Source organism: Bacillus sp. OK048 (assembly GCF_900103525.1).
Lineage (GTDB): Bacteria > Bacillota > Bacilli > Bacillales > Cytobacillaceae > Neobacillus.
In genome coordinates this window covers 1-22,404 of the sequence record NZ_FNHN01000024.1, presented here as the reverse complement: position 1 = coordinate 22,404, position 22,404 = coordinate 1, and the positions used below count along the sequence as shown (strand labels likewise).

Here is a 22,404-nt window from a genome sequence, read left to right as displayed (position 1 = left end):
GGGTCATTTCGCCACGATTTGACACCCCGTATCATACCAAGAGGGCTCTTTATTGTTCAAGTCCCCGAAAATCCTTCTAACAGGAATGCTCCTTTAAAAATTTTTTCCAACAATTAGTATTTCATCATAAAGTGAAAAAATCCTTCCTAAAGCAACCTGCCAAGTTAGTTGAACAACGAAAAAAAGAGCTGTTTGCCGCAACTCAATCTTCAACTCAAGCACCCGTTAGTTTAAGTGAAATTCTTCACGTAGTTAAAAAAGTGACGCTATAATTAATTTTGAGCATTACTTAAGAATAAAACTGCCATGTTATAAGTAAAAAGATTAATATAACAATAGTAACGATTGATAGAAGATAAATAGCCCTCTGGAATTTCATTAAAGTTGCCTTTTTCCAATTAACTAGAACGAAAATAATAAAAACAACACTTGCAATAGTTAAAACATAATTAGCAACTATATGTGGGAATACTTCAAAATATCCTCGATCACTATTACTCAACATCCTTATTGCTAATAAAATAATATTTACGATAAATGCTGTACCAACAATATTTAATAGGTAAACCCATTTTCTTATTTTTATAGAAGGTTTTTTTCTTCTCCGATTCAAAATACTGATTACGATTAAAACGAATGGGGAAGCAATAAAGTATACTAAACAATAAATGAATAATACAGCACTTATTGTTAACCAAGTTATACTTTTATCTAAAGGGATATAATCTGAAATCGATGTAGAAATTTGTTTAACTTCTCCATCCTTTATAGAAAAATAAAAAACATTTGTAGGAATAAAAATGTTACTACCATTTGTCATTTTATAAACATTTGGATATGTTTGGACGTAATTAGCTTTCATACCTGCAAAACTTACTTCAATTTCATTCGCATTTAGTGATTTCACTGTAAGTGGTATTAAATAGTAATACAAATTTAAGAAGCCACTTTTCATTCTGCGAGTAGTAAGATACTTTCCTTCTGTTATTTGTGAGTTTGGTAAGTCCGCCAATTTCACTTCATCTATCTCTTTTTCTCCAACCAATTCCTTCGTCAGTCCATAGGAAATATCATACTCTGAAGCTTGATTCGTTAATATTATTACTGCAAAGTTTTCTTCAGGGACGATATGAAAATTACTTGAAAAGGAAGATGTATTTCCACCATGTGTTAATCCTTTAAACTTTCCATCATACTCCCAAAAACCATGTGCGATACCAGGGACATTTTCATTAATAGCATAACTTTGCGAAAGCATTGTAACTAGCGTATTTTCATCCTCAAACAAAACGTTTTCATTATCGGATTGTGGCATAAGTGCCATTGCAAACTTAGCTAAATCTTGTGCTGTTCCATTTATTCCACCGCTAGGATACATGGACATATAGTACGGTGTCGATAGTTTGAAATTTCCTTCTTCAATAAGCTCATATCCATTTACTTTGTTTTTTGTTATCTGCTCATTTCTCCCTAAAGACAAATATGCAGTTGAATCTAGGATACCTAATTTTTGAAATATATGTTCATCAACATATTCATTAAAGTCTTGTTCTGTAATTAATTGAACTATATATGCAGCTAGAGAAGTTGAATAATTAGAATAAGCAACGACTTTACCTGGACGATATACTTGGTTTGGATCAGCAATTTTCAAACCTTCTTCTAAAGATTTTACACGGTATTCGGTAGCATATCCCGTATCAAAAATATTCTCCTCAAATCCAGCAGTGTGATTCATTAAATCCAACATAGTGATAGGAACATCATATGTTAGTTTTGTTAAAAATCCTTGCGGTAAATATCTGTTTATATCTTCATCTAAATCGATTTTTCCTTGTTCGACTAATTGCATGACCGACACCCAGACAAACAATTTACTAACTGAACCCCATTCAAAAACAGCAGTATTCGTATTTATTTTAATTTGGTTTTCAATATCTCCATAACCATATCCTTTTGATAAAACAACTTTATTATCTTTCAAAATAACAATGCTCGCACCCGCAGTTGTTTCACCAATATATTCATTAACATAATCGTCTACGAAACGTTCTACATCGGATAATGAAATTCCAGATGGTGTTGTAAGTTCATTGGCATAAATTGTTTCAGTAAAAAACAAAGATAAAGCTAGTATCAATAAAATGGCAAAATTTTTATTCATGCTGTACCCCCTTATAATATATATATATTAGCATCCTTAAAGATAATTGAATCTATTTGCAAAGTGATTTCCAATGTATCGCACGCTGCATGACGTATTGCATTTTGGAAGATATTATCAAATAATCGGTGCAACCAAATTTCATTACTCTGCTTAGTTTGTGCCTATTGTTATTTAATTTCATTTATCCTAGCTACAATAAGGTCTAAACTTTCTTTCACGTTTTTTGTCTATTAATTCTATACAATTTTTAACATTGACCAGTAATTAAATTTAGATTATTTTACAGTCCTTGTTCAACTAAACTGCCTCGTTAGTTCAATAAAAAAAGTTGCCTAAGCACCCATGATTTTTAGCTAAAGCACCCGTTTAGCTTAAAAAAATTTTTGATTTTAAGTCTATAATATCTACTAACTCATCTATTGTTCCAAAGCTTTTCGATTTCAGGTAAATGATAAAATGTACTGGTTGTTTCATTGTTATCTACTTCTTTGTTCGGTGAGTAAAGATAAATTTTTTTGTCATTTCCCATAGCAATACCTAATTCAATATGGCTTCCTTTTCCTGCTGGTAATAAAACAACAACAAAATCCGCTTCTATTACAGCATTTTTCTCTTTTTGACCTATTGCCTTTAGTTCTTCCAATGTTGTTACGTTCTCATTTACAGTCCAGTCATATGTATGGATAAATCCTTTATTTTTTAACCTTTTACTAACATATCTAACCTGGTCTATATTTTTTAAGCTAGATGCAATATAAAATTTCATAATTTCTCTCCTTTTTACTATCATATATCTTACTAACCCTTATTCAACTAAACTGCCCAGTTAGCACAAGAAGCGACTGTTCTTATTGAACAATCGCACCCATTAATTGAAAAAGAATTAACTCAATAGCTTGTTAAAAATACCTTCCCTTTGGTTATTTTAGAAGTTTCAACAACACCAATAGCCTTTTTTACATCCGATAAGTCATACTTAGAATCTACCATCATCAAGTGTAATTTTTGATCGTCTATTAGTCTTATCAAATGACTAAAAGTTTCTTGCCATTTATTTACCGAGACATTTTTATTCCAATTTCGTAAATGAAATATATTAGCATTCACTTTTGCTTTATTTACAATATCTGCCCAATTTACTTGTATCCCTGATAAAAGACCGATGGTTAAAAAATTCCCATTAGGGTGGACACAAAACGCCAAGTCATTTCCAGATGAACCTCCAACGGAATCAATTGCAGCATCTACACCCATTCCATTTGTTAATTCCATAACTGTTTCATAAAGCGAATCTTTAGAAGTATCTATCACATAAGAAGCACCGAGATGAAGTAAATCTTCTGTATATTTATCATTCCTAGTCACTGCAATCAATCGAAAACCTAAAACCTTCGATAATTGAGCAAAAATATGCCCAATAGAAGAACCACACGCATTAACCAATAAAACATTATTCGGTCTTAAATTTAAAACTTCCGTACAAGTCACCCAAGCTGTAATGGGATTGATATACATCTGTGACGCCGTAAAATCATCAATAGAATCAGGTATAGAAACTGTAAATTCTGCTGATGTCTTAACAAATTCTTGCCAGGTACCTTCACCACGCAAAGGTAAAACTCGTTTACCTATAAGATGATGAGAAACTAAATGACCTACATCTTCTACAATCCCAACTCCTTCATAACCAGGAATATTAGGTAAAGATATCCGATGGGAATAAGATCCTCTAATCGGAATTAAATCAGAAGGATTTATAGGGCGTGCTAACATCCGAACAAGGACTTCATTATCATTTGGTGGTTCAATGCCTTTATTTTCAACTTTTAATACATCTTGAGGACTTCCGAAATTGTAAAATTTAATACATTTTGAATCCAAAACAATAAGCCCTCCTTTACAAAAGCAATTTTCACTTAATTATAACATCTTCAACTAAACTGCTGCGTTAGCTCAATTAGAAAAGCCGCCAAAATGGCAGATCCGATCTTTAACTCTTGCCCCTGTTACTTTAAGTACAATACTTCACAATCTACTTCGTTAATCAAATTCAAAAAGGCGATGACTTTTAAATCATCGCACCCGTTTGTTGAAGAACAATAATGTATTTATTTGACTTGACTTACCATTAAAATATTTTTTATTTCGTCAACACTATTTACAATATAAGTAGGGTTAACATTACTCTGTTCCTCAAATGAACCATATCCATAAGTTACTCCAATAGAGTCAATACCAGTATTATTTGCACCTAAAATATCGTGCTTTCTGTCGCCAACCATAATAAAGTCATCTAGCTTATGTTTATTGTACCTATCTAGTATGTATTGAATAATCTCAGTTTTCGATGTTCTTGTTCCATCAAGATTACTTCCCACAACAAGTTCAAAATAGTGGTCAATATTAAAATACTTTAGTATTTGTTCAGAAAATACCGTAGGCTTTGAAGTTGCAACAACTAAAGTGAATTGTAGTTCTTTTAACGATTTTAAGAGTAATGGAATATTTGAATATAACTCATTTTCAAACATCCCCTTTGCCTTAAACCTTTCCCTATAAAAACTAATTGCTTTTTGAGTATTTTCCTCATCAAAACCGTAATATTCAGCAAATGAAACTTGTAGTGGCGGACCAATAAAACATTCAAGTTTGTCCATATTAGGCTCATCAAAGCCCATTTTCTGTAATGAATATTGAACCGATTTGGTTATTCCTACTTTTGGGTCTGAAAGTGTTCCGTCTAAATCAAATAAGATTACTTTGTATTTATCCATATTAAACTCCCTTATTGTATTTAATACCAACTTAATTTTATCATACGAATTTCAAAAAAATTCAAATTCTTATTCAAGTAACCTCCCTCTATATAGAAAGGAAAAGCTCTCGATTTCTCTCATTTTCTCCAAATTACATAGTAGTCAGTTTTAATATTCATTTGAGGATTGGAATAATGGTGTATTCAAGGATAATTTTGGGGACAAAGTGAAAAAACGACTGATAGCTGCCAAACCCACTTATCCAAAAAGTGGATAATTAGTTAAAGTATGGTTGCACTGATGGATCTCCACATTTCTCATGGAGGTCAACCCTCCCATATCTCACAGAGTCTTCGCTCCAAAATTCCTTCGTCCAACCTTTCCATGAGGTGGATGTCAGTCATGCTGCCCGACAGGGTCCTTGCCCGTATTTTAGTTGTTTTACTGACTAATCCGTGCTTCAAATGTTTAAATCAACTAACCTACTAATTCATTTATATCAATAAAAAGAAAATTAAGCTGCTTTCTGTAATACTGCCATATGAGGAATGTCCCTTAACATACGTTCTTCACTAAATTCACATTGATTTTTACCGATGGTAAACAGAATTCGTATGAGCTTATTACATATTGCTATTAGTGATTGCATCTTCTTCAAAGGATTATTTTGGCGTTTTGTAAAATACTCATGTAATGCTTTAAAAGCGGTATTTTTAGCGACTAAAGGCATTGCAACTCGGAAGAGGAGAGCTCTTAGAGTCTTCCTTCCTCTCTTGGTAATTTTGGTTTGTCCTTTGTGCTTTCCTGATGTATTTTCCTTAAGACTAAGCCCAGCTAGTTTGATAATCTGCCTTGGGTGGGAGTAATATCTTAGGTCTCCTACCTCTGAAAAAAAGCCTGCAACAGTGTCTTTCCCAATTCCCTTAATCGCCAACATTTGTTCAACACCTGGAATTTGTACAAGAAGTTTATCTATGTTAGATTCCAGTTCTTCGAACTTTTCATTTATTAGTTCATATTTGTCAATTAAAGTGTGCGAAGCTCTAACTTAGCCATATCAGAACCTTCCCGAATGCCAATTGAAGCAACTGCAACCTTCTTTAGTTCTTTTATTTTACTTAGTCCAACTGCACGTTTAACAGCTTTTCGAAGATGTACTAGTATCTCTTGTTCAGAGAGCTCTATTAACTCATGTGGCAATAAATTTAGTTTTAATAATTGTAAAGCAGATTTACCTTCCCAATCTTTAAAGACCGTAAGGAACTCTGGAAAATAGCGGTCTATCCAATTATGGACTTGCCCTTGAACTGCTTGAAGATCAACAGATAGGAGATCACGTATTTTTCTAGCCACACGAAGTTCTGCATATACTCCTTGTGGAATATTAGGTTCAGCATATCTCCCGTCTTTGACCAACTGTGCGATAACTCTTGCATCCTTTACATCATTTTTAGTTGGAGAATTATCGTCTAATTCTTTACTCTTCTTTACATGCATAGGATTTACAACTACAAACTTGAGATTTTTCCCCTTAAGGAAGTGAGCTAAATTAAGCCAATAGTGACCTGTTGGCTCCATTCCTACAATCACTTTTTCCATTTTGTTTTGATCCATTAACTTTTTAATCCACTCTATGAAACAGTTAAAGCTAGAATTTGTATTTTCAAAGTATAAAGGTGCCGAAAATTCTAAACCTCTAAAGTCTTGGGCTCTTGCCACATGCTTGTATTTAGCAATATCAACGCCTATAATTAATGTTTGAGAAGTAATTTGAGCAATCTTTTCATTTTGGTTATAATTCACTTTAATAGCCTCCTGGTTTTATCAATGTTGTCCTTTTTGCCGCCAAGCTTTGGACACTCATATCATACCAAGGGGCTTTTTTATGTTCAAACCTCATATTTCTTCATTACAGGAATGCTACCCGTTACTTTAAGTACAATATTTCACAAATATCATCAGTAAAAAACACTTAGCCATAAAATAGACTAACGAACTAACTCTTATTCATAAGAAAAATATTATATCTATTTGTGGAACTTTTTATAGTTTTTTCTTTTTATTCCACCAAATAAAAAAGAAAACATAGAGCATACCAAGTAAAAAATAATTTTTAATCATTAGAGGAAGAAGTGTATTTAGTAACCATAAATTAATGCCATTAGTTAGAACTGAAGGGAAGGGTGAAAATATGAGATATAGTAATGTATAAACAATCATCCCTCTTTTCCCATTCCCTACCTTTCTTTCAATTATCTCCCCTATAATAAGTGGTAAATAAAAAAATTTGTTTATTTGTGAATTATTAATAGTTTTCCACTCCCGTAAATATATTCCACTTGTTATATTACCATTTATTTAACTTACGTGACCCAATAGTTGAAAAAGCGACAGTTCTGAACTGCTAACGCACCCTTTAGCGTGGGAATACTATAAGAAATTAAGAATTAACAGGCGAAAATACTTTCTTCTTAATTGCATCAACACTCGTAAACAAAACATAAGTGTCGGACTTAGTTCTAATAACTATTCGATCGGCAGTTCCATAAGGAAAACCAATTCGAATAGAATCCTTAGCTCCACCGCCATATGTATCATCTTGTGTCACTTCTAAAATATCAGAAATAGGAATTTCTATTTTTGTTAGTTGCCATTTAATTATTAATTTATCATTCAATTTTTCTACATTAATTTCAAACATATTACCATTCCTCCCTATCACTAATTTATGGCTATCATAATATATGGAACCATATACCCAATAGTTTCGTTTATATATTAATTCTTATTGAAGTAAACTGCTTCGTTAGCACAAGAAGGCGACTGCCCTATTGGACAATCGCACCCGTTAGCGATAGAAGAATAATAAAGCATTATTCTTTAACTTCGTAAACCAATATATCAAATAATTTGCCATCAATATAAACTAACAATGCCCATTTCCCTACTTCTGGTAAGACAACATTCGAAGGAAAACTCGCATCTGCCCCTTCGATTTTGCCACCACCAACACCATCTTTCGACCAAACGTCATCACTTAAAACTGGAGTTATTTTTGAAGTATCTTTATTGTAACCTACAACTGTAAGTTCACCTTGATCAATTCCCCAAAAATGCCACAACCACTTTTCAACTTTATTAGGTTTTAATTCTGCACCTATAATTCCAATTTTATTTTTATTGCCAACCATATCATCTCTGGTACCTGTATCAAATTCGGTAACTGTTCTATTCCAATCTACCTTTTCAAAATCATTTTTTTGAACAAAATCAGGTAAATCTTCAGGCAGAGCCAATTTACTATCAACTGTTTCGTTTGTAGAGCAACCTACAAGCAAAAAAAACACACTTAAAAAAATAAATGCCACAGACTTTATTCTCAAAAAACCCTCCCCCTAAAACAAATTATAAATTACTGATAATCCTAACTAATTCGACATAAACACTACTAACCCTTTTTCAAGTAAACTGCCCCGTTAGCTCAATAAGTTCTACAAAAAAGAGCGTTAATCCTTCTTGGATCAACGCACCCGTTAGCTGATTAAACTGATTAGATATACTCCCATAAGCCGTAGAAATTATTAAGTTTTATTAAGATTAAAGATAAAACTATGGATATCGGTAAAATAATCAAAAACTGTATTTTCTTTTTAGGAATGATAAGTAACAAAACAATTATCATTATGAGATACAGTCCCATAAGCCATGGTATTAAATAATAATGAGTGTGAATGGGCAAGTAAGCGTTACGTAATCCAAATCCTTCTGACAGCAATACTGTGATTGGAAGGGCTAAAATAATATTAGAAAAAAATCCGCTTCCACGTGCATACCACATAATATAAGCACAAACGGGAGTTACCGCAGTACAAACACTCCAAAAAACAATTACTTTTATTGGGAAGAAGCCTAAAAAAAGTACTGTGTACACATAATAGACGGACAGCACCGACCCAAAAAAAGAGAATACTTTAACACCCGCTAATTTTGGGGAATAGCTGAAAACCGATAAAAGTGTGGCAACAAAAACCCAGATACCAAGTCTATCAGCTGTGTCAGTGAATCCCAGGTTGATAAAATAAGGATAATCCGCAATCTTTGCAAATAAACCCAGAACAGCCCCAATAATAAGTGCATTCGCTATTGAAAAGACTTCTTGTTTTGTAGTTGTTTTGTTCGTAATTCTTACCCGATTTAACTTATTATAGATTTTCATTATACCCCTCTAATTTTCCAAAAATTAAACAATTCTCTACCTGTATTTTACCATAAATATAATTTATCCTTCTTCAACTATACTGCCATGTTAGTGCAGTAAGCACCGCTTCACAAATATGAATAAATATTAGTGTGTATACAGGATTACCCTTAAGTAATGATTCATAAAGATTAATAAACCTACTGCCAAAACATACATCAGTTAATTGCCAGAAACATGCTTTGAATATCTTTCATTAGCTTTTGGTCATTTTTTTCTGCATCAACATCAGGTAAATCATGATTAGGTAAATCCCTTTGAACACTTCTATGATAATTTGCAAAGTCTTTACAGGAATGAAGATGCTCCTTAATCAATTGGTTACTCTCTTCGCTTGTCAGACTTTCTACATACATTGGGATTAAATCCTTAATGATATCACATTTTTTTCTCAATTTTCTTCACCCTGCTATTCTCTCCCGCTTGAAACCGTTACTTTATCGGGATTTCCCCACATTTAAACAAACGTTTAATTAATAAAAAAAGAACCAGGATGGGCGTACCAGCGATACGCTTCCCGATTCTTGATTTGATCCGCAATTGCCTCCTTTGTTGTGCCGTTTTTCTTGAAAACCCCAAGAAGTATATCCTTTAGAAAACAAAGTCGAGTACTGTAGCCACAATCATTTATAGGTTTTCTTAATTTACCCTATTCAATTTTTGCATTAAATATCCGTACTCTTTAAATTCAATTTCACTTCCATAAAATACATCTAAATCAATAAATTTTTCTTCCTTACCATCTCCATTTAATTGCTCTCGGTCTGTGTATTGCCAAAAAGTCCACCCCTCATATCTTGTAAGGAAGGTTTCAAATAATTTAATTATTCATCTGTTCAGCTACTAAAAGTTCTGACTCATTTAATTGTACAGCTGGAATTGCGAAGTAAATGGAAGTTCCTTTCCCCGGTTCACTTTCCGCCCAAATTAATCCATTGTGGGAGGAAATAATCTCCTTACAAATAGCCAAGCCTAGGCCATGTCCTTCCTTTGAGGTATGTCCTTTCCTTGTATAGGACCTTTCAAAAATGTTTTCAAGATTATCCGGGTCAATTCCGGAACCGGAATCGTGTATGGCAAAGGTAACAAGATCAGATTTTTCATCAGCGATTAACTGCATATGAATCATACCTTCTGCTGTATGCTTAATGGAGTTACCTATCAAATTTGATATTACCTGATCAATTCTTCCGATATCTACGTTAACCAATGGAAAGAGCCTGCCTTGCGATAAGGGGACTGAAGCTTTGAATTCCAGCCCATTTTTCGTTACATCCCATTCGTACTGACCGCATAGATGCAAGAACAGTTTATCCGCTGCAACGTTTTCCATTGAAAAATTAATATTTCCAGCGGTAAGCTGGGACAAGTCAAATAAATCCTGGATAAGCCGGTTTAGTGAATAAATACGTTCCCTGGTTCTTTTTAGATAGACTAATTGTTTTTCAGGAGTATCTACTATTCCATCAATAATAGCCTCGATATAACCTTGAATGGATGTAATGGGTGTCCGTAAATCATGCGATATATTTGATAATAAATCACGCCTTAGTGCTTCTTCATTTTTTAGCTTTTTGTTTGTTTCAGCAAGACTTGCTATAGCATGTTCAAGATCCGCTGTTCGTTCTTTAATTTTATCTTCAAGTGTTGCGTAAATCCTTGCATTTTCAATAGAAATGGCTGCTTGAGATGAAAGCATCGTGAGTGTTTGAATATGTTCCTCTGTAAACGCGTGAGAAATCAAATTGTTTTCAAGGTATAAAATTCCAATTAACTGGTTTTGATGGCATATTGGTAAGGATAAAACAGATTTTGGCCCGCTTTTCCTTATATAAGGGTCATCTACAAAAAGCCCAAGTAAGGTAGCATTTTCAAGAACTACATGTTCCCTTGTTTTATAGACATAATAAATGAGCTGCAAGGGTACTTCATCACTGAGTTCGTCAAAATCATTAGGTAAATATGTAATGAAGCTGTCATCCAAATCTCTTTTAATAACCATGTCCAATTCATTATTTCGATATAATAATAAAAAACCCTTTTCCGCACCTGCATTCTCTAATAAAGTCGTAATCATGGTAACAATTAATTCCCCGAAATGGATTTCTTTAGATATTGCTTGCGCAGATTTTAGTATGGCATCCACATCAATATTGAGATTACTCCTTACGATGCCTTTTGTTCTGTTTAATGGATCGGCTATTTCTGGGAACTCAAGCAGAAGATGATCCGCTTTTCTAACAGCGCCCCAAAGTAAGTAATGTTCATGTGCAAGTTTTAAATAATAGCGGCCCAACTGCACATAACCGGAGCCAATGTTGTAATTTCCAGCACATTCATAAATGATTGCGATATCCTGTTTGAAGTTGTTTTCAGTTGCATAGAAAATAGACTTTTCAAAATGCGAATCTATTTCCTCCTTGCTTTTCTTCAAAACCCTAAATAATTCAGCCTCCATTAAATGATACTTATGTTTATAATTTGCAGGTGAGCATAAGGCCCATTTTTTCATTTTCTTAATATTTTTTCTCATATTGCCAATGTGTTTCTTTTTTTCTCTTATCGTACATTTGTCACAAATACGGCTGAGCCATAACGTATGGTAGAAATAATAATCCGGAGTAATGACGAGTACGTTAGTATGATCAATTAACGTAGATAGTTTTTCTAAAAGTTTAATACCCTGCTCTTTTTCCTTTAAGAGATATGCCATTTGAAGCCTTAACGTAAAGTGAACAATATATCCCGAATCATCATCATTGGAAATTGGCAAATCAAAAATAGGTTCGATATTAAATGATAATAGCACATCAAGCCAATGTTTCATTTCGTTTATAAAATCAACAGATAGCCGATAATTAATACTTCTTACAAATGCCAGCTGCTGATTAACCCCCGCCAGCACTTCCTGAAGCCCCTCCCCTTTCAAAAGAAGGGTCATGATAATAAAGGAACTTGCAGCGCCTGCTAAATGTATGTTGCCTGACTCTACACTATACTTCTGTGATTCATAGAGATAATAAAGATTCTCATGCAAATGGTTTTTCCAATGATTAACAAACGTAGCATTCACGAAATATACTCTTGCTTTTAAGCTTTTACTATTACTTTTCTCAGCATGCTGAATGGCTAGGTTTCCAAATTCAAAACTTCTCCTAAAGTTTCCAAACCCGGCACTTTGAATAAGCGAAAAATTATTAAATACTAAACTGGAAATGTCAGTCTGCCCATTTTTTAATGTAAACATAAACGCTTTCAACATCAAACTAGTTGCAAGGTTTTGATTCACATGAAAAGCAGGTGCATTCATATTAATTAATGTTTGCATGAGCTCTTTTTTTGTATCATCCTTCATGACAGGTAAATCCATAAGTTTTAAGGGATTTTTGTTTTTAAGTGCAAGCTGAATACGAATTAATTCCTTTACAATTTCTAGTTTTCCTGGATTGCGGTTAATTTCCCAATCGTACAGCTGTAATCCTTTTATTCCTGCCTCAACTGCATCTTTTACCCTATGCAAATGTGTATATAAAGTAATCTTTAAATTATATAATTTTAACTTCTCTTCTCTGGAATGTGCCTTTGCCAGGACCTCATCAAAGGCGGTCTCTGCCTCCGAAAAATGACTGTTTAAATAGGCTGTTTCCCCAAATCCTTTTGTAATTTGATATGTTAATGAATAGCTTTGCTGCCACGAATCCAGAGCTAAAAGTTCCCTGGCCATTAAAAAATATTGATAGGCTGACTGAAAGGCAGCAGCCTTTTTTGCTTCCTCACCCGCTAAGGCATTAAGGGAAGCAAGTTCCTTTCTTTCCTCTTCGTTTAAGAAAACAGCACTAGTATTCAAATGGGACACGGCCTCAAATAAAACTTCATTATCTAAGTAGATGGACTTGTTGTTTTTTAAAAATTTCCCGATTTTCAAATGAATTACTTGTTTCTCAACTTCTGTAAGCAAAGAATACATAGCCTGCTGAACCTTATCGTGAATGAACAAGAATCGTTCTTCATCCCGTTCCTCTTTCCCGGCAGGTGAAAGAATCAGAAAACCCTCATTTACTCCCTGTAATAAATCCGTTACAGTCGCCTTCTTTTCTGAATTGAGAAGCGCAGCCAATGTATGTACATCAATTTCCTGTCCAATGCAAGAGGCCGTTTTGAGTAATGTCTGGAGCTCTTTAGGCTGTTTTTTAATCCGGTTAACAAGGTAACTAACAATGTCTTCGCTAATTGTTAAATTTTTTATCATTTCAAAATGAATTGTTTTTATTGAGCCGGTTTGTGAGATTACATTTTCCCTTTCGATACTGTGGAAAAGTTGTGTGATATAAAAGGGGTTCCCCTTAGTGATTTTATAAATCATCGAGGAAAGTACTTTCCCACTCTGATCATCAACTTGGTATTGTTCACATACCCATTGTTTTACCTGTTCGTTTTGAAGATGGTTAAGGGCGATTGATGTATGAACTTTGTTTGAATCATGCATTTTTTGAATGGCCGCACTTGCAGCCTTGTTCAAGGCTAAATCTGAATCGTTGCGAAAAGCAAGGATAATAAACAGATTCCTAGTGCTAACATTCGAAACTAAATATTCAATTAATTCTAATGAAGCGGCATCGGCCCATTGGAGATCATCTATAAATAATAAAACAGGGTTTTCTTCAGTAATTAGATTGATCAATTTATGAAAGATAATTAGCAAGCGGCTGCGGCTTTCAATTGATGGAAGAACTTCCACCATAGGCTGACTTCCGATAATCCATTCCATTTCAGGCAACACGGCAGATATGACCCCGGAATCATTTCCAAGCCCATCTGCGATTTTTTGTTTCCAAAGTGAAAGATTCGTTTCTCCTTTTGAAAGGATAATGTGAACCCAGGTTTTCAATGCCTGTGTAATCGGAGCGTATGGAATATTTTTGAGCAGTTGATCAAACTTTCCTTCTAAAAATAGGACATTCATTTCCATAAAACTATTTTTTAAATGCCGAACAAGGGCTGTCTTTCCACTTCCAGATTGGCCAGAGATAAAAACAGTTTGCTGATGGCCGTTTAAGGTATAACCCATCAACTGGGCCAATAAATTAGATTCTTGATCCCTTCCGTAAAGCTCATCTAGCTTTAATAAGCCTTTTTCATTATCCATTAACCCCAGTGGGAAATCCTCAATCCATCCCTTTTTTTCATACTCCTCGCAGCAATATTTAAGATCCCTCTTTAAGGAGACAACCGATTGGTAGCGATCATCCGGTGACTTTTCTAATAGTTTTAGGATGATTGAAGATAGAATACCAGGGATTTCAGGATTTATATCCTTAGGTGATTCAGGCAACCTGGTAAAATGGGAATGAATCGTTTCTAAGGGATCAGTTGAACTGAAAAGCAAATGGTTCGTTAGCATTTCGTAAAAAATAATACCCAAAGTGTATAGGTTTGAACGGAAATCCACATTTCTATTCATTCTTCCTGATGCTTCTGGGGCCATATAGGCAATTTGTTCTGTGGGGAGTTCCGTGGTTTTTAGTAAATTTCCCCGAGATATGGAATGGAATAAACCTAGTAACAGGAGTCTTCGATTTGTTAAATTAATCATTAAATTGTATGGGTTTAGCTGAAGCAGTATAGCCCCTTTGGCGTGAATGTTTTCCAGTATCTCACATAGTTGAATGGCCAAAACGAAAAAGGTTTGTATAGAGAATGATTGAGTGTTTATTAGTTTTTTATAAGGAATTGCAGAAAACGCTTTATACACCGGTATGATGTGGTTTCCGTTTTGAACCAATCGGATTGGCTTAATAAAAAAAGGAGCATTAATAGCAGCGATTAATTCGCAATCTGCCTGCAATTGTTCAATATCTGCTTTGAATGGGGGACCCACTACCTTTTGGATAACGATTTCCTCGTTTTCCACGATAGAAGTTCCTTTATAATATTCAGCAAATGAATCTGCAGTTATTTTATTTAATTCTTTAAAGCCTGTTAGTTTAAACATTTTGGTCCCTGCCTTAACCGAAGGAATTTCGTATAGGTTCTATCAATTAAGTCCCTATTTTGCATTTTTTGGGTCAAATAGAGACATTATGAAATTATATGCCGCAAAAACTTTAAGTAAACTTTAAGTAAACTTATACACAAGTTATACTAAAGCGTCTAACATGATATTAGAATATTCAGAAATAGGAGGTTAAAAATGAAACAAACCACGATTAATTGTGTTCACCCTTCTTTTGATGACACTTTAAAGGAGGATGAAGTGGATTCAGAATGGCTTTCCCTTATATGTAAAGCAAAAAAAATGGGTATTTCATTAACTGAAATTAAGGAGTATTTGTTAAACCCAGACACTATCATTCGGAAGGATCCGTAAATTTATAACCAATTCCTCGTACTGTTTGAATAAATACAGGTTTTGCCGGATTAGTCTCAATCTTTTTTCTTAGGTTGCTGATATGAACCATTACGGTTCTATTATCACCAAGGCTATCTTCACCCCAGATTAACTGAAATAATTGTTCGACACTATAAACCCTATTTGGATTGCTGGCCAATACACATAATAATTGATATTCTTTAGCCGGTAAAGAGATTATTAATTCCTCTCTTTTTACGACATAGCTATCTGTGTCAATGGTGAGACTGGGGAAATACAAAATAGGATTCTCCCTTTTATTATGTGCATTTTTACGCTCATAGCTATTTTGTTTGACCCTTCTTAATTGTGCTTTAATTTTTGCTACTAAAACGCCTGGGCTAAAGGGTTTTGTAATATAATCATCGCCGCCAATCCGCAAGCCTAGGATTTTATCAATATCATCTTCTTTTGCACTTAAAAATAAAATTGGCACATTCGTCTTATTACGTATGGCCTGACAGGTTTCAAATCCGTCAAGTCCCGGCATCATAACATCAAGCAGAATTAAATCTATATTATGTTTTTCTGAGAGAGTGATAGCCGCGTCTCCACTCTCCGCCAATACTACCTTATATCCTTCTTTTGTTAAAAATAGATTCAAAACTTCTCGAATATCCTGATCATCATCGACAACTAGAATCAAATCCTCCATTATAAAATTCCCCCTATGAATTTACCTTATGGTTTCATTATTTTTCGTTTTTTAAACAGATCTTTTATACTAAGTATCTCCTTTCTATTTTACTATAAAGGAACAAAATATTCCCTTATTTGCCAATTATGTTTAATAAATAGTAGCAAGACGGGTTAAAGACCATAACAATAATTTAACAGGAGGATGGGAACTTACGCTAATTCCCCGTGATTGGGCTCGGTTATGTACTCTATATCTGAACCTGGGCATTTAGAGCTATACTCAGAAATGAATAAGCTAGGGTGAAAATGGATCTCAGAGAACCCCGATGTCTCCCGAATGGTGATGATAAACAGGTCGAAGTCAGAACGTCCTTGTTTCAGTTCTGTATTGCATGAAGAAAACTTTTGATTCTCGCTATTTCTTAGCAATTCAGAAATAGTAGTCTTACCTGTACCAATACTTCCATAAATGTGATTGATTTTACCCAAATTAACCTCAATTCCTGTAGAATCATAGGACGCTACTTCCTTAATCCTAATTTTTTCTATCATTTCTGGATTGTATTGAATTTTCTGATTATGTAATTAACTTCTTCCCGAAATGGAGGAAAGAATCAGGAGAAAGGATGAATGAAACCCTTATTGGACAAGGGATGGGAGAGTGATATTGATATACGATGATATTTTTTTCGATTAGGCATAAAAAAAACGAAGGTCTGCCGGAGAAATACCGGAAGAACCTTCGAGTTTGAAAACTTATTTTTATTTAAGTAACCTTAATTTTTTTTTAAGGAAAGGTACTTTTTTATAGAGACAATAAACGGTGCGACTTTATTTCAAAACCACAAAATTTTGTTCACTGACATTAATGTTGGTAACGAAGGAATCCTTTAATATCAAGGATTAACATTTTTTTATTATATTTTAAAATTACATTATTGTTGGTAACTACAAAAACAATACCAGTTTGAAGTTACATTAATGTCGGTAACTAAATATGTATTCGGCATTTAAAAAATGCTGATCATTGCAGTATGTTTATGAATAGAAAAAGAACCAAAATATACAATAATTGCATAAAAACTTGTATATTTTAGGCTCTTTGATTCTATTCCATATTGTGTTACAGCACCCGTTACTTTAAGAAGACTGTTCCCATTCTCTTCGTAAAATCCCCATTTTAATAGCATCAAAATATTTACCATCTACCATTCTTGCTTGTCTTATTCTTGCTTCTTCTTTCATTCCCAATTTTTCTGCAACCTTTATCATTCTTACATTTCCTGACCAAGTTGACATACCTAATCGATGTAATCCAGAGGTTCTGAATAAAAAATCTATCCAAAGTTTATAAGCCTCCGTACCGTATCCACCGTTCCAGTAATTTTTATCATAAATAACGATACCAGTTTCTAACCAATTAGTGTTTTTATCTACCCAATAAGAACTTACTGTTCCAATTAATTTATCTCCTACAAAGATAATTAGTGTATTAGGAGTATTGGGGGTAATTTCATAGTCGTTCTCCCAACTTTTTAGAAATTCTTCCTTTGTGATTTTAGGATCAGGTATATAGGGTCCATTCCATTTCTTCGCATCTTGTTCCTTTTCTTCATATTTCCAATAATATAATTCATCAAGATCTTGTTGAGTAGCTTCTTTCAAAATAATTTTTTGTCCGAAAATATTAATCATAAAAATTAAAGTTACCTCCTAAGAATCTGTCTTGTTCTTATATAAATTTTACCATAGAATCCAAAACGACTTCTTCAACTTCCTGCTTCGTTTGTTGAAAAAGGACTTATTCCCGTTCTATTTGTTTTTTGTTTTTTTTATGTATTTTGTATAAACCAAGCTTTTACTTCTGATAATAATTTTATCTATGATTACTTTCTACAATTATGTACCTCTTTTATGTAAAAGTGTAGTTAATCTTCTTTAGAAGCTGGGGATATCATGACGGTTTAATCCTTTCGGGATTATATTGCGTGTTACGATCATACAACAAAGTGGGATTGAAACAAAAAAGCTGCTCGGAAAGGGAAGATCCGGCAGCTTTCTATCCTTCAAAGAAACTATTGATTTATATTTTTTGTATCCCATTTAAAATAGCCCATCGAACGAATTGTTTTGCTTAATCGATTTAGTTTATTTTCTTCCTTCTCATCCATTGCGTGGCTATCCACTTATCTCCCTTTACTACAGGAGCTCCTCCGTGCAATGTTAATTCGTTTAACATTTGCTCGTTATAAAAATATTCAAAGTACACCGCCATTCCCTTTTGCGGACAAACAGAAAAATTGAGTTTCGGGAAAAAGGTTTCGCCTCCCTCGTCCACATCATTTAAGTACATCACAAGCGTGCAGATTCGATTGTTGCTCGCCGCTTTGCTTGTAGGAGCGAAATAATCTACATGTTCTTTGTACTCTTGACCCGGTTTGTAGTTCAGAATATGAAGCCCTTCCCCATGCTCTATTGGGATTCCCATAATGGTGGATACCCTTTTTTCTACCCTCGCAAGAATATCATCTTTGATGTCTGTTAAAAACGCACCGCTGCTTGTTCGTATATCACTGACTTCTCGTGTCCCTCCGATTTTCGAACGCTGAAGGCGGTCTTTTGACAACTGAATAAGTGCCTCGCATTCCTCATCATCCAGTACCGAGCCTAAAACTACGACTAATGGTTCTTCTAATCTAGCGATGATGTCAATCTCTCTGTCTTCTGTTTTTATTTTATTTCCACTATGGTTAAAAATAGTCACTTCCTTTTTTATATGTGCATCTTTACCAATCATTGCCAACGCTCATCAACTCCTGTAATTTTCGGAATACTTCTTTATTCTACAAATCAGTTTCCATTTCCTTTCGCTATTTCACTTATCAAGAGCAATAATATTAATAATTGGTGTTTAAATTAAGTTCTTCATTTCAAAATGGAGTTCAATGTTTGAATACCTAATAGATATTGTAATTTCAACTAAACTGCCCCTTTTGTTGAATTGGAACTTCAAAGAATACCGATGTTAGTCGCTTTTTAATGAGAAATCTTTCATTAGAAATACAAAAAACAATCAACGTGTAAAAGAAGAATAAAATATAAGAAACGCCAAACCAAATAACCCAAACGTTTCCAATAATTTGAATTCCGAAATTCTCTTAAATAGGTTTTAAAATATATACTGTGAAAAGTAAACCAATAGATAAGATTGCAATAATTTCAATCAAACGAATTACAACATTTTTCAATTCATCCAAAGAAATCAACTCCCTATCGAAAATTTCTTAATGACACTTAATTCAACATTTTCAAGTGTATGTCCTTGTGTTATTTGAGATTATTTATTGAACTACCTTAACCAGCAGTACATTAACTACAAGTTTAAGAAGCGTTAATCCTTCTAGGATCAACGTACCAGTTAGTCCAACAAGGTATAGTTTTCTTCTTCTTCCATCCATATTACAAAGACATCCTTCCAGCCATAAGCAACATCATCTACTACCATTCCTCCAAACTCACTCTTCACACTTGGTCAGTTCTAAAAAAGTTAGTTTATTATCCTCTAAAACGACCTTCTACCTACGGGATAAATAATTTTGGTATGAAAAAAGGGGTGTTACTTTTGTAAGATTTGGTAATGCCTATTCCCTATAGAGGATACTTTTAAAAGACGAAGGACAAAAAAACAAGAATTTTGTCGAATAATATAAACGTTAAGCAAATAGTCCGATTACAATAAGCAAGACAAGGAGGTAATACCTCCTAAAAAAGTAAGTATTCTCACGAACCAATACGATTTTTCTATTAGCCTTCAACTTACTTATATATGTCTTTAATAATCAAAATAATAAATTATAAATTTTGAGGTGCAAATATGTCATTTAATCTTAAAAGTAAAGTGTTAGAGAAGAAAAAAAAGAAGGAAATACTTATTCGTAAATTAGATTTACTGTTGAAACAAAACAGAAAATTGAAGACTTATAGTAAAGAAGCATAGATTCCAGTTATCTTAGAAGAGAATTTTATAGAAAGTATTTTTAATAAGGCTGTTTTTGTAAATATTGCTGCTCCGAGCTAAGTTTTACGTCCTAAAAAGGCTTTTTTCTGTGTAATATTATATCCTATCGGCGAATCAAAAAAGATTTTTATCAAAAATTACAATATAAAGGTCAGCTGTCAAATGAGATCGAACAAGGCCATCCTTCTTCCCCTAACCTACCACTTTACTTCAATAAGAATAGCCATACTTCCTTCTGGAAGTATGGGACCTGTTAACTAATTAATAGAATTTTATTTTTTCAAGTGTCCATTTAATTCAATTAATTTGTTCTTAATAAAAGGGTCGATTTCTTCGGGTAATTGATTAAATCTAAAAAATCCGGCTACTATTCCTTGATCACTCTCTGGAGTTATTTCTCCTTCGTACTCGGTACATAAATAACCAATTGCAACAGTATGATACCTTTCATCGACTCGATTTATTAATTCCTGGCCTGAATAGACACCAAACAATTTTAACGCCTTTATATTTATGACTATATTTTCAAAGACAATTTGTGTAATACACTCTTCAACTGACTCATTTAACTGTAAAGTGCCACCTGGAATAGTCCAGATTCCATCTACGCTTCGACAATAAAATCTCTTCTTTATCATTAATGATAGCTACACTAGGTCGCACGATGATTAGTGGAGAATCCCCAATCATTTCTCTTATATCTTCACAATACCCCATAAATACCTCCAATGATAAAATTCTTTATGAAAGTAAGAAACCTTTTACTTGATTTCAAATATATGTATATAAAGGAGTAGCCTACTCCTTTTAAGATGGAATTTGTCAGCCACCTTCTATGCAAGTTGTATTGGAACTACCTACAACATTATTTAGTTCGGTTAATAATACTTGGAGAGTGTTTTCTGTAACTAATACCTGTAATGACTTTTCTGTAATTGGAACATTGTATTTTTGAAAAACTTCAACTGTTTCTTCCCACACTTCGGTTATAGCTTTTGAAGTCATATTTGTTTGAATCACCATAAAAAATAACCTCCTTATCTTCATCATACTTTTTTCTTTAACTATCTCACTGTTACTTCAATATGTTCAACAAAAAGAAGCGTTAATCCTTTTTGGATCAGCGCACCCCGTTTGTTTAAGTACATTTTTTTACAAAGTTACTTTAAAGCTGATAGTAAATGTATTTGATTTCCTTTATAAGCTGGTGATGTTGAATTATCTTCTTCACAATTAGCTACTTTAATTTTTTCTATTACGGACGCTCAAAGTGATAAACGACAATAGAAATATTAATGCCAATATTAGTGGGAAAAAGGTTAAAATCCAAGATATTGTAGATATTTCTCCATTTCCAATTGGACCAACCTTTGGGTTATTGAAGAAGTCGAGTAGAGGGGAACCTCTCTACCTTTTTGGCAGATTGAATTCCTCCCCCCTCTCAGAACCGTGCTTGCACTATTAATGCACACGGCTCCTCCTAGTAATCATTCACAGAATGTAGCTAATCTCTTTTCTTAAGTCATATATATTCACTTTGATCCTTGGTGAAGGAAGTGGATATTTATGAAGAAAGAGGCAGAATTTATCCCAAGTAAAAGATTTTCTTTGACTTCTTCTATTGAGCCATTTGAACAGTAAGTATTCGATTTTGTCTTTAAAGTTGCTAACGTTTTGGGTATTATCTGTGATGCAGTAATAGTTGTAATAACCAACGAGCGAGCGTTTAAATCTATCCATTATCATATGAATATCTTTATTTCTATTACTCTTCATCCATTCTTTACATTCTTTGAGTTTGCCTTGGACTTTCTTTCTGCTTGATTTCCGTTTTACTCGGAACTTTCCTTGTTTACTTTTCCCACAATAATGTGTAAAGCCAAGGAAATCAAAGGTATCTGGTTTACTCTTCCCCTTTTGCTTTGCATTCATCTCCGCAAATCGTCCAAAGGGGATAATTTTGGTTTTGTCCTCAGCTATTTCTAAGTTGAATTTCTTTAACCTCAACTTTAATGAATGGAAGAATTGTTCAGCTTCACTTTTATATTGAAAACAACAAACAAGGCAAGTAGACCACTGGAACCTCCCCAGCAGCCCCTCTTAGAACCGGACGTGAACCTCTCGGCTCATCCGGCTCCCATTATTCAGCCGTTGGCT

At 33.8% G+C, this 22,404-nt stretch carries 16 protein-coding genes and 3 pseudogenes; 2 read left to right on the top strand and 17 right to left on the bottom strand.

What is annotated here, in order from left to right; translation table 11 throughout:
- Positions 1 to 289 precede the first annotated feature (289 nt).
- The 10 genes and pseudogenes from BLR86_RS24670 to BLR86_RS24625 all read right to left on the bottom strand — a co-directional run bounded on the left by BLR86_RS24670 (position 290) and on the right by BLR86_RS24625 (position 15,173).
- Positions 290 to 2,164 carry a serine hydrolase domain-containing protein gene (locus BLR86_RS24670; RefSeq protein WP_090768202.1) on the bottom strand — a complete coding sequence of 625 codons (1,875 nt, stop codon included), beginning with the start codon at positions 2,162 to 2,164 and terminating at the stop codon, positions 290 to 292.
- Positions 2,165 to 2,579: 415 nt separating this feature from the next.
- Positions 2,580 to 2,933, bottom strand: coding sequence for a nucleoside 2-deoxyribosyltransferase (locus tag BLR86_RS24665; protein WP_368086831.1), 354 nt, complete (start codon positions 2,931 to 2,933; stop codon positions 2,580 to 2,582).
- A gap of 122 nt (positions 2,934 to 3,055) precedes the next feature.
- Positions 3,056 to 4,048, bottom strand: a complete 993-nt coding sequence (locus BLR86_RS24660; protein ID WP_090768199.1) for a zinc-dependent alcohol dehydrogenase family protein — start codon at positions 4,046 to 4,048, stop codon at positions 3,056 to 3,058.
- 227 nt (positions 4,049 to 4,275) lie between these two features.
- Complete coding sequence (locus tag BLR86_RS24655; protein ID WP_090768196.1) at positions 4,276 to 4,941, bottom strand: HAD family hydrolase; 666 nt, start codon at positions 4,939 to 4,941, stop codon at positions 4,276 to 4,278.
- A gap of 496 nt (positions 4,942 to 5,437) precedes the next feature.
- Positions 5,438 to 6,726, bottom strand: a pseudogene (locus tag BLR86_RS24650) (IS110 family transposase).
- A 637-nt stretch (positions 6,727 to 7,363) separates the two neighbouring features.
- Positions 7,364 to 7,624 carry a SunI/YnzG family protein gene (locus BLR86_RS24645; RefSeq protein ID WP_090768193.1) on the bottom strand — a complete coding sequence of 87 codons (261 nt, stop codon included), beginning with the start codon at positions 7,622 to 7,624 and terminating at the stop codon, positions 7,364 to 7,366.
- A gap of 172 nt (positions 7,625 to 7,796) precedes the next feature.
- Positions 7,797 to 8,306 carry a hypothetical protein gene (locus BLR86_RS24640; protein ID WP_254782450.1) on the bottom strand — a complete coding sequence of 170 codons (510 nt, stop codon included), beginning with the start codon at positions 8,304 to 8,306 and terminating at the stop codon, positions 7,797 to 7,799.
- Positions 8,307 to 8,473: 167 nt separating this feature from the next.
- Complete coding sequence (locus tag BLR86_RS24635) at positions 8,474 to 9,139, bottom strand: hypothetical protein (RefSeq protein ID WP_090768190.1); 666 nt, start codon at positions 9,137 to 9,139, stop codon at positions 8,474 to 8,476.
- A gap of 200 nt (positions 9,140 to 9,339) precedes the next feature.
- Positions 9,340 to 9,576 (bottom strand): zf-HC2 domain-containing protein, encoded by a 237-nt coding sequence (locus BLR86_RS24630; RefSeq protein WP_090768187.1) that lies wholly within the window; start codon positions 9,574 to 9,576, stop codon positions 9,340 to 9,342.
- A 425-nt stretch (positions 9,577 to 10,001) separates the two neighbouring features.
- Positions 10,002 to 15,173, bottom strand: coding sequence for an AAA family ATPase (locus tag BLR86_RS24625; protein WP_090768184.1), 5,172 nt, complete (start codon positions 15,171 to 15,173; stop codon positions 10,002 to 10,004).
- Positions 15,174 to 15,371: 198 nt separating this feature from the next.
- On the opposite strand from BLR86_RS24625, the gene BLR86_RS25845 reads away from it, so the two are divergent.
- On the top strand, positions 15,372 to 15,548 hold the full coding sequence (locus BLR86_RS25845) for an anti-repressor SinI family protein (protein ID WP_139185731.1): 177 nt from the start codon (positions 15,372 to 15,374) through the stop codon (positions 15,546 to 15,548).
- On the opposite strand, the gene BLR86_RS24620 is transcribed toward BLR86_RS25845, so the two are convergent.
- On the bottom strand, positions 15,529 to 16,245 hold the full coding sequence (locus BLR86_RS24620) for a response regulator transcription factor (protein ID WP_217642430.1): 717 nt from the start codon (positions 16,243 to 16,245) through the stop codon (positions 15,529 to 15,531). The two genes, BLR86_RS25845 and BLR86_RS24620, sit on opposite strands and share 20 nt — an antisense overlap.
- Before the next feature lie 154 nt (positions 16,246 to 16,399).
- Between BLR86_RS24620 and BLR86_RS26725 the strand changes: the two are divergent.
- A pseudogene (locus BLR86_RS26725) lies at positions 16,400 to 16,495 on the top strand (6-aminohexanoate hydrolase); the annotation flags it as partial.
- A 94-nt stretch (positions 16,496 to 16,589) separates the two neighbouring features.
- Here the strand turns inward: BLR86_RS26725 and BLR86_RS24615 are convergent.
- From BLR86_RS24615 to BLR86_RS24590, 6 genes and pseudogenes are all read right to left on the bottom strand, one after another.
- Positions 16,590 to 16,781 (bottom strand): annotated as a pseudogene (locus tag BLR86_RS24615) (AAA family ATPase); the annotation flags it as partial.
- Positions 16,782 to 17,369: 588 nt separating this feature from the next.
- Positions 17,370 to 17,924 carry a GNAT family N-acetyltransferase gene (locus BLR86_RS24610; RefSeq protein WP_090768179.1) on the bottom strand — a complete coding sequence of 185 codons (555 nt, stop codon included), beginning with the start codon at positions 17,922 to 17,924 and terminating at the stop codon, positions 17,370 to 17,372.
- A gap of 448 nt (positions 17,925 to 18,372) precedes the next feature.
- Complete coding sequence (locus tag BLR86_RS24605; protein ID WP_090768206.1) at positions 18,373 to 19,026, bottom strand: 2OG-Fe(II) oxygenase; 654 nt, start codon at positions 19,024 to 19,026, stop codon at positions 18,373 to 18,375.
- Between the two features lie 1,493 nt (positions 19,027 to 20,519).
- On the bottom strand, positions 20,520 to 20,885 hold the full coding sequence (locus BLR86_RS24600; RefSeq protein WP_254782449.1) for an NUDIX domain-containing protein: 366 nt from the start codon (positions 20,883 to 20,885) through the stop codon (positions 20,520 to 20,522).
- A 184-nt stretch (positions 20,886 to 21,069) separates the two neighbouring features.
- The gene (locus BLR86_RS24595; RefSeq protein ID WP_090768176.1) at positions 21,070 to 21,270 is read right to left on the bottom strand and encodes a hypothetical protein; all 201 of its coding nucleotides are present in this window, start codon (positions 21,268 to 21,270) and stop codon (positions 21,070 to 21,072) included.
- Between the two features lie 468 nt (positions 21,271 to 21,738).
- The gene (locus BLR86_RS24590) at positions 21,739 to 22,179 is read right to left on the bottom strand and encodes a group II intron maturase-specific domain-containing protein (protein WP_254782448.1); all 441 of its coding nucleotides are present in this window, start codon (positions 22,177 to 22,179) and stop codon (positions 21,739 to 21,741) included.
- Between the last annotated feature and the right edge of the window lie 225 nt (positions 22,180 to 22,404).

Bases quoted from the DNA above. Each gene is read 5' to 3' on its own strand.
- BLR86_RS24670 (WP_090768202.1), bottom strand. From the start codon at position 2,164: ATGAATAAAAATTTTGCCATTTTATTGATACTAGCTTTATCTTTGTTT.
- BLR86_RS24665 (WP_368086831.1), bottom strand. From the start codon at position 2,933: ATGAAATTTTATATTGCATCTAGCTTAAAAAATATAGACCAGGTTAGA.
- BLR86_RS24655 (WP_090768196.1), bottom strand. From the start codon at position 4,941: ATGGATAAATACAAAGTAATCTTATTTGATTTAGACGGAACACTTTCA.
- BLR86_RS24645 (WP_090768193.1), bottom strand. From the start codon at position 7,624: ATGTTTGAAATTAATGTAGAAAAATTGAATGATAAATTAATAATTAAA.
- BLR86_RS24635 (WP_090768190.1), bottom strand. From the start codon at position 9,139: ATGAAAATCTATAATAAGTTAAATCGGGTAAGAATTACGAACAAAACA.
- BLR86_RS24625 (WP_090768184.1), bottom strand. From the start codon at position 15,173: ATGTTTAAACTAACAGGCTTTAAAGAATTAAATAAAATAACTGCAGAT.
- BLR86_RS25845 (WP_139185731.1), top strand. From the start codon at position 15,372: ATGAAACAAACCACGATTAATTGTGTTCACCCTTCTTTTGATGACACT.
- BLR86_RS24620 (WP_217642430.1), bottom strand. From the start codon at position 16,245: ATGGAGGATTTGATTCTAGTTGTCGATGATGATCAGGATATTCGAGAA.
- BLR86_RS24610 (WP_090768179.1), bottom strand. From the start codon at position 17,924: ATGATTAATATTTTCGGACAAAAAATTATTTTGAAAGAAGCTACTCAA.
- BLR86_RS24605 (WP_090768206.1), bottom strand. From the start codon at position 19,026: ATGATTGGTAAAGATGCACATATAAAAAAGGAAGTGACTATTTTTAAC.
- BLR86_RS24600 (WP_254782449.1), bottom strand. From the start codon at position 20,885: ATGATAAAGAAGAGATTTTATTGTCGAAGCGTAGATGGAATCTGGACT.
- BLR86_RS24595 (WP_090768176.1), bottom strand. From the start codon at position 21,270: ATGGTGATTCAAACAAATATGACTTCAAAAGCTATAACCGAAGTGTGG.
- BLR86_RS24590 (WP_254782448.1), bottom strand. From the start codon at position 22,179: ATGAATGCAAAGCAAAAGGGGAAGAGTAAACCAGATACCTTTGATTTC.